This is a genomic window from Methylophaga sp. UBA678, from assembly GCF_002299105.1.
Classification (GTDB): domain Bacteria; phylum Pseudomonadota; class Gammaproteobacteria; order Nitrosococcales; family Methylophagaceae; genus Methylophaga; species Methylophaga marina.
This window is the reverse complement of sequence record NZ_DBNG01000007.1, coordinates 60,582-75,010: the sequence shown is the minus strand read 5'-3', so window position 1 is coordinate 75,010 and position 14,429 is coordinate 60,582. Positions and strand designations below refer to the sequence as shown.

Genomic DNA, 14,429 nt, shown 5'->3' with positions numbered 1-14,429 from the left:
ACCAGCATCTGAATGGCATCACCCGTATCAGGGTAAGGTCGTGTTCGTTCCACCCAGGTTCTGGCAATAATATTTGACTCCTCCATCGCCCGGGTGATCATGAAGGGCTCCTGCTCTAAAGGTACGACCAGAGCTTGAAAGAAAGAGTACCCTGTGGTCTGATAATCCGTCATATACATGATATTTTCCGGATCGGTAATCACCACTGCATCTAAATGACGTTGAGCAATTCTGACCCGTAACTCACTCAGACGGCGTTCATATTCCTCAAAGGGAAAGGTCATATCATCGCGTTGTCTCATGCTGCCTCCTCCATGACTTTTTGTGTGGTATTCACCAGCACTTCTAATCCGGCTTGAAGATCATCTTCAGGAATCGTCAAGGGTGGAATCAGCTTAACCACACGTCCACCTGTACCACAACTGGCAATCAGCAAACCAGCTTTAAAGCATTCATCTACAATCGCTTTTGCACGCTCACCAGTTGTCACATCTAAACCGATAATCATGCCTTTACCGCGAACCTGTATCTGTTCAAACCTCTCTTCTAACGGTGCCAGTGTCTGATACATTGTTTCGGCTTTTTGCCTGACTTGCTGCATCAGATCATCGTTATCAAAATAGGTCAGAGCTTCTTTACCGGCTACAAAAGACAAACTCTGTCCACGGAATGTCCCAGTATGTTCACCCGGCGCCCAGTACTCATCGACTTCTGGCTTAATCAGGTTCATTGCCATCGGTGTTCCCATCCCACCGAGCCCTTTCGCCATACAGATAATATCGGGGTCAATATCGATACCATCAAAACTGAAAAAGGAGCCAGTTCGGCCCATACCTACCTGTATGTCATCAATAATGAGTAACGATCCGACTTCTCGCGCCAGTTTAGCTAATGCCAGTAGCCACTCTTCCGAGGCCACATTAACACCACCTTCAGCCTGAATCGTTTCAAGTAAAAATGCTGCCGGTGGCGTCACACCACTCGAAGTATCGAGATACAGCGAACGTAAATGATCCAAGACCGACATACCGCAACCTGACTCACAACCCTGACATGTTTTTTCACAGCCAAATGGATAGTGGGAAACGTGATTTAAGGGCACACCCGCAGCGCCGCGAAAATAACGGTTCGCGGTAGCCGCTAAAGAACCGAGAGTCATACCATGAAATCCACGGGTGAAGGCCACTATTTCCTGTCTTGAGGTCACGCGTCTAGCGAGCTTCATAGCCGCTTCAACCGCATTTGTTCCCGTGGGACCCACAAACTGCATTTTGTGCGTCATGCCTCTCGGTTTGAGAATCGTGTCTTCAAACTTTTCCATGAACTCTCGCTTCGCGGTGGTCTGCATATCTAGTGCGTGAGTCACACCACCAGACTGAATATAGTCCACCACGGCAGAGGTCATACGCTCATTGTTATGGCCAAAATTCAGTACACCGGCACCAGCAAAAAAATCAATGTATTCCTTACCCTCTTCATCGATTTGCCTTGCATTACTGGCTTTATCAAAAACAACAGGATAGACACGACAATATGCACGGATATTGGACTCACGTTGTTCAAATATACTCATTTACTACCTCCTGGTTTGTGATATCCACTGATAATCAGCGAACGATGTAGTCAGTTATTCTGGCAAGGGCGCACCGACCAAACGCGCATAGAGACGAGTGACCAAAGGAATGAGCTGGTCATTGAAATCATAAAAAGGGCTATGACAGACTGATTGATGTGCTGGACCATCATCCGCCCCCACAAGAGCAAAGGCACCGGGGATTTCGTTTAAGTAATAACTGAAGTCTTCAGACGCCATGATGGGCACAAGTGTCTCCGTTTCCATTCCGGCCTGGCCGTATTCAGCCAACCAGTGCTCTCGCACATTCTGAGCTTGCAAGCCATGATTGATAGTCGCTTCATAACGGGGATAAATATTCACCTCACAACTCACACCATAACTGGCAGCAGTTTGTTGACTTATCTCGACAATTAAACGATTGATGACATCGCGAGTTTTTTGATCAGGTACACGGATACTTCCACCTAATACAGCTTTGTCGGGTATCACCGTTGCTGCACTGGGTGCTTCTATAGAGGAAACGTTCACCACAGCAGCTTGTTGTGGAGATAAATGACGGCTAACAATTTGTTGTAACGCCATGGTAACGGCACTGGCAGCCAGCACCGGATCACAACATAATTCTGGCTGACTCGCATGTCCTCCCTGACCAGTCAGAGTAATGTCAAACGTGCCATTACCACACATCACGATACCGTCTGGACAAATGAGCTTACCAAAAGGCATTGCTGGCCAATTATGCCAGCCATATATTTCATCTATGTCATTCAAGGCGCCATCTTCAATCATCTTCTTGGCACCATGACCACCCTCTTCCGCAGGTTGAAACAAAAGGGTGACTGGAGCTGGAAGTTGATCTTCAACTGACTTTAACCAAGCCGCACTCGCCAATAGCGTCGCAGTATGACCATCATGCCCACATGCATGCATACAACCTTCATGTTGGGAAACCCAGGCATGTTGCGTTCTCTCAACAATGGGAAGTGCATCCATGTCCGCGCGAAGAGCGATATGTGGTTTATTTTTGCTATGTGGGTTCAGTCTGGCCAAGGTGCCAAATTCTGCACAAGGTTCCCAGGGTATACGAAGCAAATCCAGCTGCTCCCTAATTAAGCGTGCTGTTTCTACCTCATGCCAACCTAGCTCAGGTTGGCTGTGTATTTGTCGGCGCAATTGCTGCGCATGATTGATCGCTTGTTGCCAGATGGACACCATCTTGCTCCTTTGCGTTTTGTTGACTCAAAACAGTGCATGTTTTGATGAAACGAGAGTGGTTAAGCACCTGATTAGGTAATTTACGTGTTAAACATGACCACTTTCAACTCTGACAAAGCTAAAGCAAGGCTTGTTCCATTATTTGTTTTCCAAACTATATAGCAGACAAAACAAAAACTAGACGACTGGTCTAATCTATGAAATCATAACCATATGACACAGACAAACAAATCACGCTCAACGGATACCAGACATCAGATCCTCAGTACTGCTCAGCAAATCATTCTTGGTAAAGGCTTTACTGCTGTAGGCTTGAATGAAATATTAAAAGCGGCCAATGTGCCCAAGGGGTCTTTTTATCACTACTTTGAGTCAAAGGAACACTTTGGAACGGCCTTACTTGAGCATTATTTTGAACAATACATCGCTGGACTGGATAGCCAATTAAAGGCTGATAAACGCCCTGCTGTTGAACGTCTCATTGCCTACTTCGAGCAGTGGAAATCCAATCAGTGTAATGACACCAGCATGGACAGATGTCTGGTAGTGAAATTAAGTGGAGAGGTAACTGACTTATCTGAGAGTATGCGACTCACATTAAAAAAAGGTACTCAACAAGTCATTGAGCACCTTGCCATGTGTGTGCAAGCAGCCAAAGATAATGATGAAATTAAATTAACTGCAGATGCTCAAACAGTCACAGAAGAGCTCTATTATTTATGGATAGGTGCCACCCTGATGACAAAAGTTAATCACACCCCGTCTGCGCTTGAGTTAGCAATGAGTGCCACACTAAGTAAGCTCGGGCTCAGAAATCATAACTGATCATCATAATTATATTTACCCAAATCATAGACGACTGGTCTATTAAAGACACTCAGAGGTATGACAGATGAATAATTTCAACTTTTATAATCCAACACGCATTGTTTTCGGACAGGGCCAGATCGCTGAACTGGCCAATCTAGTCCCCGAAGATGCAAGAGTTTTAGTTTTATTTGGCGGGCAAAGTGCACGTAAAAATGGCACATTAGATGAGGTTCTAATGGCACTGAATGGACGCCATGTGGAGGAGTTTGGCGGCATTGAAGCCAATCCCAGTTACAGCACACTCATGCGTGCAGTTGAGCAAATTCGTCAGCATGAATTGAACTATTTATTAGCTGTGGGTGGTGGCTCAGTCATAGATGGAACCAAGTTTGTCGCTGCTGCTGTTCAGTGTGAGGGCGATGCATGGCAGGAAATTCTGGTGAATCATGCCACAAATATTGATAAAGCCTTACCATTTGGCTCCGTACTGACCTTACCTGCTACGGGTTCAGAAATGAATGCCAACTCTGTGATTACACGTTATGAAACTCACGAGAAACTGGCCTTTAGCAGCCCGCTGGTGTATCCGACATTTTCAATATTGGATCCTACTAAGGCCTATACCCTCCCCCCTAGACAACTCGCCAATGGTGTCGTCGATGCCTTTACGCACATCATGGAGCAATATCTGACGTATCCGGTAAATGCGGCCGTACAGGATCGTTTCGCTGAAGGTTTATTGCAAACACTGATTGAGATTGGACCTAGTTTGCTTGAAACACCCGATGACTATGACCTTCAAGCTAATTTTATGTGGACGGCTACCTTAGCTTTAAACGGCTTGATTGGAGCTGGTGTGCCGCAGGATTGGGCAACGCATATGATCGGTCATGAAATTACCGCTCTGCATGGCTTGGACCATGCTCAGACATTGGCGATTTTATTACCTAGTGTGCTTCACGAACAGCGTGCAAAAAAATCCGACAAATTACTGCAATATGCACAGCGGGTATGGGGCTTGGAAGATGGTAGCGATGATGACCGAATTAATCTTGCCATCACAAAAACCCGCGATTTTTTTGAACGAATGGGGGTAAAAACGCATCTGACTGATTATCAGATCAGTGCCGATGCAATTCCAGCGATGGTCCAACAGCTCGAGCAGCATGGTCTTACACAGCTTGGTGAACACAACGATATCGATCTGGAAAAAAGCCAACACATTCTACAAGCAAGCCTATAAATATAAGGAGCGCCTTATGACAAAAACTATTCAATTTTCTGAGGCCGGTGAGCCATCTGTTTTATCTATTATTGATGAATCTGTGCCTGCTCCCGCGGCAGACGAAGTGCAGATTAAAGTCCATGCTATTGGTCTTAACCGTGCTGAAGCTATGTTCCGCCGTGGCCAATATCTCGAAGCACCGACATTCCCTGCACGCATAGGCTATGAATGTGCTGGCACAGTCAAAGCGGTTGGCGAAAATATTAAACACATCAAAGTGGGCGATGCGGTCAGTACTATTCCCAATTTCTCTATGAATCAATATGGAAGCTATGCAGAGCTGACAAATATGCCGATCACGGCTGTCACCCCACATCCTGAAAATTTAAGTTGGGAACAAGCGACATCAGTATGGATGCAGTATCTAACAGCATATGGTGCCCTGATTGATATTGCCAAAATGAAAGCCGATGATTTTGTCTTAATCCCTGCTGCATCCAGCAGTGTCGGACTCGCAGCGATACAGTTATGTAACTTGATGGGTGCTACGCCAATCGCCATGACTCGAACGGCTGATAAAGTCGAACAACTTCACCAGCTTGGTGCCGAGCACGTGATTATCAGTGAACAGGATGATGTGGTTGATGCCGTCATGGCCATCACTGAAGGTCGTGGTGTGAATATCGTATTCGATCCGGTAGCTGGCCCTATGCTAAGTACGTTAGCTGAAGCTTGCGCCCCACTAGCCATGATTTTTCAATATGGTGCACTGAGCGCAGACCCCACGCCTTATCCATTATTCACGGCATTACAGAAAGGCCTCACGATTCGTGGCTACACCTTATTTGAGTTTACCAGTGCACCAGAGCGTTTAGCTAAAGCCAAAGAAAAAATCTTTGACTGGTTAAAACATTCCCAGCTGAGCCCAGTCATAGCAAAGACATTTGATTTTGACGATATCGTGGCAGCACACAGCTATCTGGAAGCCAATAATCAATTAGGCAAAATTGTTATTACACTCTAACTCTAAGGATTCACTATGACATCAATGAATCAGCAAACAGAATCACTTTTATCGCCTATCGAACTGGGCTCTATCAGTTTGAAAAATCGCGTCATCATGGCGCCTTTAACTCGTAATCGGGCTGGTGAAGGCTTGGCTCCGACGGAAATGAATGTGGAGTATTACCGTCAACGTGCATCAGCCGGCCTCATTATTAGCGAAGCAACATTGATTTCAGCAAAAGGGATTGGCTATCCGAACACGCCCGGAATCTACAGCGAGGCTCAGATAGAAGGCTGGAAAAAAGTGACTGAAGCTGTCCACGCTGAAGGTGGAAAAATTGTATTGCAAATATGGCACTGTGGCCGGGTCTCACACTCTTCCATGTTACCCGACGGTATGAAACCACTCGCCCCTTCAGCCATCAAACCTGCCGGTGAGGTATATACCTATGAGGGAATGAAGCCCTATGAAACACCCGAGGCAATGACTGCAGATGATATCAAACAGACAATTGATGACTTCCGAACAGCCGCTTACAACGCCCTCACAGCAGGTTTTGATGGTGTAGAAGTACATTCTGCCAATGGTTATCTGCTTGACCAATTTTTGCGTGATGGCAGCAATCAGCGTACAGATGGCTATGGCGGCAGCATTGAGAACCGTGCCAGACTGACATTGGAAGTCGTTGATGAAGTTTGCAAAATCTGGGGTTCGGACCGAGTTGGGGTTCGTCTGTCACCTCTTCAGCCCTTCAATGATATGAAAGATAGTCAGCCTCAGCAGACTTTTGAGTACGTTATTAAAGCGTTAAACGCTTTCAATTTAGCGTATTTACATATCACAGAAATGGGATCAGAAAATCCGGGCATGGCAGGTCCGGCATTTGATCTGAGTTTATGTCGTGAATGGTACCAAGGTCATTACATGACCAACAGTGAATATACGTTTGATACCGCCAATGTTGCTATCAAGAGTGGTGACGCTGACTGTATTTCATTTGGCAAACTATTTATAGCGAACCCGGATTTAGTGGAAAGATTTGCCACGCAATCGCCGCTCAATACTCCGGACAGTGACTCATTCTATGGTGGTGATGCCCATGGTTACATCGACTACCCTTTTCTTACTGAACAATAACTGTCGGTAAAAAGTAATCCATTTTTAGACAATAAGTACTCCAGGTATCAGAAAAAAGCACCCTGATACCCGCATAAAAACAGTGCAGTGATGATAACAATACAGGTGTCGCTGTTCTGATCATTAAGAAATACAGACTAAAGGAGGATGTATGACATTAAAGACTATCTCTAAGCTAGTATTAGCCAGCACAGTAGGACTAATGAGTCAGGCTGTATTGGCAGATCGGGCAGATGCAGAAGCAAATCTGCACAAACTCAACTTGCCAGAAGGATTCCATATTGATGTATATGCTGAAGTCGAGGGTGCTCGTCAAATGGCATTGGGTCAATCAACAGGAACAGTCTTTGTCGGCACACGCGGTAATAATGTTTTTGCTGTTGTTGATAAAAACAAAGATCGCAAAGCGGAAAAAGTCGTCAATATTCTTGATGATTTAAAAGTAGGTAATGGCGTCGCCATGCACCAGGGTAATCTCTACGTCGCTGAGCAAAACCGTATTGCACGCTACGCTGCACCAGGTTTTGACCTGACGCTCCCATTCAAACAAATGCGTGAAGTCATTTATGACAAACTCCCGGATAAAGCCCATCATGGCTGGCGTTATATTGCTTTTGGCCCCGATAACAAACTGTATGTGACGGTCGGTGCCCCTTGTAATATCTGTAACCCTGAAGGTATCGAGGCCAGCATTATTCGCATGAATGCTGATGGCAGTGAGGCTGAGATTTATGCCAAAGGGATCAGGAATTCAGTCGGTATGGATTTCCAGCCCGACACTGGTGACTTGTATTTCACTGATAATAATGTCGATATGATGGGTGATGACACCCCACCAGGTGAGCTCAATGCGGCTCCTGAAGCGGGTATGCATTTCGGTTTCCCATTTTATGCTGGTGGCAAGGCACAACATCCAGATTGGAAAGACAAAAAAGTCCCACAAAAAGTCACCTTCCCAGTGCAAGAGTTTCAGGCACATACAGCGAGTCTGGGCCTTAAATTCTATACAGGAGACATGTTTCCAGCCGATTATAAAGGCGATGCTATTATTGCTCAGCATGGTTCCTGGAATAGAACCAGCCCTGTTGGTTACCAGTTAATGCGCGTCACTTTTGATGATAATCATCAGGTAACGGGTCAAGAAGTCTTTATTGATGGTTGGTTACAAAATGGAGAAGCCTGGGGACGACCAACCGATGTATTACAACTTTCTGATGGTTCATTGTTGATTTCAGATGACTACAATGATGTGATTTATCGTGTCAGCTATGGCGATGACAAAGCAGCAAAAGTCGCTACGTCTCGCTCAAATAGTCAAACGATCAGCGGCTTGGTGATGCCTGAATCAGCAATTGCTGCACCAGATGGACGTGTGTTTATTACTGAAATTGGTGAGTTTGGCAAAGCGGGTGATGGTAAGGTTACCGTTATTGATAAAGACGGTCAAAAGTCAACTTTAGCCACAGGCTTAAATGATCCAAAAGGCATCGATTTATGGAATAACGAACTGTATATTGCTGACGTCGATCATGTCGTGAAAGTCGACATGGATGGCAAGGTCAACGTTATCGCTGATAAGAAAGCACTTCCAGGAAAACCCGTATTCCTGAATGATGTGGAAATTGATGGTAATGGCACCATTTATGTTTCAGACAGTGGCACGGATGAAGGTGAAAACGCTGGTATCTATCAAATCACACAAGCAGGAAAAATAAGTGAAATTTTAAATACCAACTCGGCGATTAAACGCCCAAATGGCCTATTGATGGATGGTAATGACACACTATTAGTCGCCGACTTTGGTACTGGGGATCTGTACCGCACATCTATCAGTTCAGGCAAAACCGAGGCCTTAAACAAGGGCTTTGGTGGCGCAGATGGTCTGGTCAGAGACAGTAAAGGTTATCTTTACGTGAGTGATTGGCAGAATGGTAAAGTCTGGCAATTAGTTGAGCCTAAAGCGACACCTCAGCTCATCAGTGAAGACTTTGTCTCTGCAGCTGACATTGCACTATCTGCAGATGGTCAGTCAATACTGGTACCTGACATGAAAGCCGGCAAATTAATCTCTTTGCCAATTCAGTAAATCATTCTATCTATGCCCGGTGTTCACACCGGGCATTTTAAAATCCAGTGATCACATTATCAGTATCAGCGGTCTTCAAACTGGGTTGTTTAAAATAGTTATAACCATTTTTGTGCTGTGACTTCACTTCATACATAGCCAGGTCAGCATATTTAAGCAGTGATTCCAAGTTGTCGGCATTGAATGGATAAAGCGCGATACCGATACTCGCACTAATATTGACCGTGTTATAGAGCTCACATTCAATTGGTTCACGTAAAATACTCAGCAGTTTTTCTGCGATACGACTCGCTTCCAATAGGTCTGTGGTTAATCTGGCAAAAATAACAAATTCATCGCCCCCCCAACGTATCGCCACATCGTCAGCACGCACAGAACTCAATAATCGATTTGCGACTTCAATCAACACTTTGTCACCTGCTTCATGGCCAAACTGGTCATTAACGGGTTTAAAGCCATCCAAATCGATCATAAACAGGCCATAAGCAAAACGCTTAGTCTCAGCTAATGTGATGAGCTGTTCTATCTTATTTTCTCCAGCACCACGATTATATAGATTGGTTAAAGCATCAACTTCAGCCTGCCCTTTGAGTTTTTCTTCACGATTCCGACGTTCAGAGATATCTTGTAAAACAATCTCAAATGACGACGCTTTATCATCATCAGTCATAAGTGAAATAAGACAATATAGCCATCGAGTCTCACCACTGTCCTCAATTTTTATATCAACGGCACGTGACTCACCTGTTAATAAAACCTCAGCAGCAGCCGACTCTAAACGACTTTTTTCCTCATCAAAGACGGTGAAGAATGAAACGGGGTCTTGCTGAGAAATTTTTTCAAAACTTGGCTTACCAATAATATTTCTGAATGATGGGTTATGCAGTTTCATTTTGCCATCAATATCCACAATTGCGATGCCATGACTGGATTGCTCAAAGATATCTCTGAAACGGTTTTCGAGCTCTTCTACTTCCTGTCGTAGCGCTCTTTCAAGGTTGATATTGTCTTCAACCGAGCTCAATAAGTGGTTGATATCATGAGTTAATAAACCAATTTCATCATATTTGTGTGATGGCGTAGGAACCAGGCGTTGGTCACTACCAATACGAATACTATGCAAACGCCTGGCTAGGCGTTTAATTTCTGTAATGAGCTGTCTGTTAAGTAAAAAAATGATTAAGGTAATTAAAATAAATGTCTGCACAGCGATGAGAGTCACATGATTCATAGCCGTTTTTTTAGCATCGAATTGAATTAAGTCAATATTTGGGGCAACCAATAACTTTCCGACCGTTTCACCCGTAACAAAGGGTGAATCTAAATTAAACCGCAGAGTCTCAACGGGTTCATCAGGCATAATGCCACGCGTTGATAATGTTTCCTGGGTGGATTTTAGTACCACGGCTTTCACTAAATCACTGGCGGCAATGCCGTCAACTACCTCTTTAGCCAATGTGAGATCATCCAGATAGGCAGCAATAGCAGCAGTTTGGGACACCGCATGAACCAGTTGCCTCAGTTGTTTTTGACTCTGGGCAAACTCTTTTGAATAGGTATAACTATAAAATACATAGCCAGTACATAAGGCCGACACCAGGCCAGCAAGCAACAGTATTAGGGCTAAACGTGTTGCGATACTGGTACGAAGCTTAGTCAACATAACCAAGAATTTTTAATTTATCGTTCACTTTATCTGCTTCAACATAGCCAATAGCATCCGTATCTGTCTCTAAGTAGTTAATCAACTCCTTATCACTGACTTCTCTGGGCAAGGTCGCTCGTCCAGAAAAAAGTAATCGGGCTCGGTATGAATTGATTTCGTTAAGTGTTTTATTAACAAGATTGAGATAAAACAGTTTTCTCGTAGACGAGTTAAGTTTCTGGTCAAGTAAAATAATGCGCTGTCCCGATGCATAGAATGTGGTTCTTCCCATGAAAATATCAATGATTTGTTGTTTCGATAATTCATTTAAAGGATTATTTTTATTGGCCACAACAACAAGATCATCGGCAGAAGCCATGCTAGGCATCAATGATAACAGCAGTATGAATGATACGAATAACGTCTTCATCAGAATATAAAATCCATGGTCAGACTAAACGTATTAAAACTGTGTTGCTTATCTATAGGGTTTTTCTGCTCGAAAATAAAATCGCCATATTTTTCAACCCAGGTTCTGTCCCACTGCGCTTTTAATGACACTCTCTGTGACACATCCCAACGCGCACCAATACCAATACTTCCCTGATCGGTATACATAGCATTGCTCGCAGCCTGCGTAATAGCTTGTAGTTGCTGATAAGCGGGAATAAAGGCCGGCGCTGATGTTATCTTCTCTCTACTGCCAAGCGTTTTAAATTTACTGACGATAATATACGGTGTGATTGAACCGAAACGATGACCCACGCTGAGGTATCCGGAAGCATATTTATCTTGAACGCTGGTTTCCGCTTTCACTAAGCTGAGTTCACTTTGAATCAACCAGTTATCTTTGTCATAGCTAACGCCAGCGGCTAAATATTTAAGCCAGGTATCATTGATAGAAAATCCAGCCAGTGAAGCCGCTTCAGGCCAGCCAAATTCTGATGCTTGTATTAAAGCCTCATCAAGTGCCGCTACAGGATCTGCCTTATCATTAATCTTCGCTTGAGAATACAAAACACGAAATTGCCATGTCTGATTTTCCCAACGCAGGCTTACACCATAATTGGGCTCAAAGATAACCTCTTCTGAACCATCGCTGCTGGCATAAGGGAAATGACTACGTCCTCCCCAGATAGAGGTGGTCAGCATTCCATCAGCTAGCCTGGAGTGATGTTTTAACTCAACACCATCATATTTATCACTGGCGATCTGGCCATAGAACTCAACTGGATGATGAGCCCATAAGTTAGCAAACCCCACGTTCTTATATTCAGATGACATAAAAACGCCATTCGGCATGCGGCCTATATTCAGCTCAAAAGCATCATTTATATGGTAGGAAAAAAAAGCTGACTCAATACTTCGGTTCAGGGAGTTTTCTGGTCGTTTTTCTAATAAGAACTGCGTCGTGAATGTCAGTTTGTGGTTAAACGCATAGTCCAGCTGCATTCCCAAATTAGAAGCAGTCGTCCAATCAAACCCTTTATCGAAGCCTTCTTGTTCAATCGAATGTCGATAATAAATATCATCACTATCGTTATAGACAAGACCAAGTGAACCATAACCGTTGATGTGAAAATTATCGATACCGGTATCAAATGCAGTTGCTTGAAATGGATATGTGATTATCCACAACAACAATAGATATAAACGGTATCTGAGCTCGAACAACTTAATACTCTCACTTTCACGACTTAATTAACGAATTCCCATAAGAATTATATAGATATTTTCCTCAAATTTGTTATGCAAAACTCAATTTCAAGGTATAGCTGGTCATTACGCTAGTTACTCACAATTTCTGTGGAAAATAATGTGGATAACTTTCTAGTAAATCTGTAAGTGTTTCTTTTATGGCAACCTTTATGATGTGGTTAAATTTTAACCAACGAGAAAATCAGCCGAAAAATGTTGATATATCTAGGTTTATGAAACAGACATGATCAGTATTCCAGAAATAATCGTATTCTTTTTACTCACAATTTCAGTGGATAAGCATGTGCATAACTTTCTGGTAAATCTGTAAGTGACTCTTTTATGACAAGCTTTATGACTTGGTTATTTTTTAACCAATCCCATTTTCGCATAGCAAAGTCATCGTTGAAGATGGAAGATCAAAAAGAAGTAAACTCGATAAAGGAATCACTTATTCACCTTACTCACAATTCCAGTGGATAAGCATGTGGATAACTTTCTGGTAAATCTGTAAGTGTTTCTTTTATGACAAGCTTTAAGGAATGGTTAAAATTTAACCAGCACCTATTAAAATGGCTATGGAAAGAAACGCATTATTGAAGATGTTCAAACACTTAATAATGCCCTCTCACGCCCTAATAAAATCTGTTTACGCTCAACACCCCAGCGATAGCCTGAAAGGTTGCCGTTTTTATTCACAATACGATGACAAGGAACCAGTAATGCCAGTGAATTCGCGGCACAAGCATTGGCAACGGCTCGCACTGACGAAGGCCGACCAAGCATCATTGCGAGCTCAGTATACGTTCTGGTTTGTCCAGCAGGTATTTGCAATAAGGTATTCCATACTGACTTTTGAAACGATGTACCTTCCATCTGAATGGGCAAATCCAGCTCGCCTGTTGGCGCTTCAATATAGTTTAAAATCTGGATTAAATAATCCGTTAATAAGGTATCGTTTTCCTGCTGTTTTGCATGTGGATATTTTTCCAGCAGGTGCTCAACTAACCTGTCTGGATCGTCAGCCAGTGCCACAAAACAGATACCATTGTCATTGCCAGCCACCAGAAGACAGCCGAGGCTGGAAATACCTAATTCATAAAACACCATGAACTTGTCCTCCCTATTGAATGTATTTTTCATATAACATATAAAGCTCTGAACTAAATCGTATTCATCATTGCCAGAGACATGATTGAATACTGAGGAGTGAACCATTGAAAATTTCTAGCTCATTGCTTTTTTTATGCATGTGCCCTGCTGTATTCGCTGGTAATTTGAACTATCAGTTTAGCGGAGATAGTTTACAAAAATTATATGCTGAGCTTCATTATTTACGTGAAGTAGGTATCGAAATTCATCAAAAATACGATGTGAAAAAAAACCCAGATCAGCTTCGCTTTTGTAAGGGTGAGTACGGTTTTATTTCTACACGTGCAAAATCCACCATTGGTATTGCAAACCGTTTGACCAGTCCACACAAAGATGAATATATCGCCGCTGGCTGGAAAGCCTATGAATGCAGTCAGTGTAGTGGTAATATCGAAGCATGTGATGCAGTGCCTCCAGTACTTGAAACCATAAAAGCAGAATTCAAAGAAAAACAAAACGCGACTGAATAAACTAGTGAAAAAAGTAACGACACATTTCCTACTGCTGTGCATGACGCTGATGATGACTTTGTCATCATGGTCAGCGCACGCAGAAAAAGCAGAAATGCGTTCAGATATGGCTCACTCTTCATCGCACTCAATTCAATCTTCTGATTCTGACCAACACTGCGCAGAAACGATATCCAAAGATTGCAAGCATTGTATGAATATGGGTCACTGCCAATCCAATCATCATAGCTGTTTCAACACGGTAACTCTGCCATCAAAGAGCACTTTATCCACTAATCAGCCTCTGTTAACTCTACTCACCGTGAGTCAGATTGAAGCAAAGCCGACAGAGCAACACAACTCCCTGTTCAGGCCCCCTATAAGTTCATAACTCCCACCCCCTCATTACCATGAGGCCTTAGCACATCTG

Annotated in this window: 13 protein-coding genes; 6 read left to right on the top strand and 7 right to left on the bottom strand. The window is 43.4% G+C overall.

What is annotated here, in order from left to right; genetic code table 11:
- The 3 genes from B3014_RS03225 to doeB2 all read right to left on the bottom strand — a co-directional run.
- Positions 1–302: aminopeptidase P family N-terminal domain-containing protein (locus B3014_RS03225; protein WP_289286903.1), on the bottom strand; the 302-nt coding region annotated here is incomplete at its 3' end.
- On the bottom strand, positions 299–1,573 hold the full coding sequence (locus B3014_RS03220; protein ID WP_289244839.1) for an aspartate aminotransferase family protein: 1,275 nt from the start codon (positions 1,571–1,573) through the stop codon (positions 299–301). The genes B3014_RS03220 and B3014_RS03225, both read right to left, overlap by 4 nt.
- A 54-nt stretch (positions 1,574–1,627) precedes the next feature.
- A complete protein-coding gene (gene doeB2 / locus B3014_RS03215) occupies positions 1,628–2,791 on the bottom strand; it encodes a N(2)-acetyl-L-2,4-diaminobutanoate deacetylase DoeB2 (RefSeq protein WP_289244838.1) in 1,164 nt (387 codons plus the stop codon).
- Between the two features lie 213 nt (positions 2,792–3,004).
- On the opposite strand from doeB2, the gene B3014_RS03210 reads away from it, so the two are divergent.
- The 5 genes from B3014_RS03210 to B3014_RS03190 all read left to right on the top strand — a co-directional run bounded on the left by B3014_RS03210 (position 3,005) and on the right by B3014_RS03190 (position 9,055).
- Positions 3,005–3,616 carry a TetR/AcrR family transcriptional regulator gene (locus tag B3014_RS03210; protein WP_289244837.1) on the top strand — a complete coding sequence of 204 codons (612 nt, stop codon included), beginning with the start codon at positions 3,005–3,007 and terminating at the stop codon, positions 3,614–3,616.
- Between the two features lie 67 nt (positions 3,617–3,683).
- Positions 3,684–4,844, top strand: a complete 1,161-nt coding sequence (locus B3014_RS03205; RefSeq protein WP_289244836.1) for an iron-containing alcohol dehydrogenase — start codon at positions 3,684–3,686, stop codon at positions 4,842–4,844.
- Positions 4,845–4,860: 16 nt separating this feature from the next.
- On the top strand, positions 4,861–5,850 hold the full coding sequence (locus tag B3014_RS03200; RefSeq protein ID WP_286304875.1) for a zinc-dependent alcohol dehydrogenase family protein: 990 nt from the start codon (positions 4,861–4,863) through the stop codon (positions 5,848–5,850).
- A gap of 15 nt (positions 5,851–5,865) precedes the next feature.
- The gene (locus B3014_RS03195) at positions 5,866–6,969 is read left to right on the top strand and encodes an alkene reductase (protein WP_289244835.1); all 1,104 of its coding nucleotides are present in this window, start codon (positions 5,866–5,868) and stop codon (positions 6,967–6,969) included.
- A 151-nt stretch (positions 6,970–7,120) separates the two neighbouring features.
- Entirely contained in the window at positions 7,121–9,055 is a 1,935-nt protein-coding gene (locus B3014_RS03190) for a PQQ-dependent sugar dehydrogenase (protein WP_286304877.1), read from the top strand.
- A 37-nt stretch (positions 9,056–9,092) separates the two neighbouring features.
- Here the strand turns inward: B3014_RS03190 and B3014_RS03185 are convergent, their stop codons facing one another.
- From B3014_RS03185 to B3014_RS03170, 4 genes are all read right to left on the bottom strand, one after another.
- Positions 9,093–10,718, bottom strand: coding sequence for a sensor domain-containing diguanylate cyclase (locus tag B3014_RS03185; RefSeq protein WP_289244834.1), 1,626 nt, complete (start codon positions 10,716–10,718; stop codon positions 9,093–9,095).
- Positions 10,708–11,130, bottom strand: coding sequence for a substrate-binding domain-containing protein (locus tag B3014_RS03180; RefSeq protein ID WP_289244833.1), 423 nt, complete (start codon positions 11,128–11,130; stop codon positions 10,708–10,710). Before B3014_RS03180 ends, B3014_RS03185 begins: the two co-directional genes overlap by 11 nt.
- Positions 11,130–12,374, bottom strand: coding sequence for a hypothetical protein (locus B3014_RS03175; RefSeq protein ID WP_289244832.1), 1,245 nt, complete (start codon positions 12,372–12,374; stop codon positions 11,130–11,132). Before B3014_RS03175 ends, B3014_RS03180 begins: the two co-directional genes overlap by 1 nt.
- Positions 12,375–13,004: 630 nt before the next feature.
- Positions 13,005–13,508, bottom strand: coding sequence for a methylated-DNA--[protein]-cysteine S-methyltransferase (locus B3014_RS03170; RefSeq protein WP_289244831.1), 504 nt, complete (start codon positions 13,506–13,508; stop codon positions 13,005–13,007).
- Positions 13,509–13,615: 107 nt separating this feature from the next.
- Here B3014_RS03170 and B3014_RS03165 point away from each other — a divergent pair, with 107 nt between their 5' ends.
- A complete protein-coding gene (locus B3014_RS03165) occupies positions 13,616–14,020 on the top strand; it encodes a hypothetical protein (protein WP_289244830.1) in 405 nt (134 codons plus the stop codon).
- Positions 14,021–14,429 lie beyond the last annotated feature (409 nt).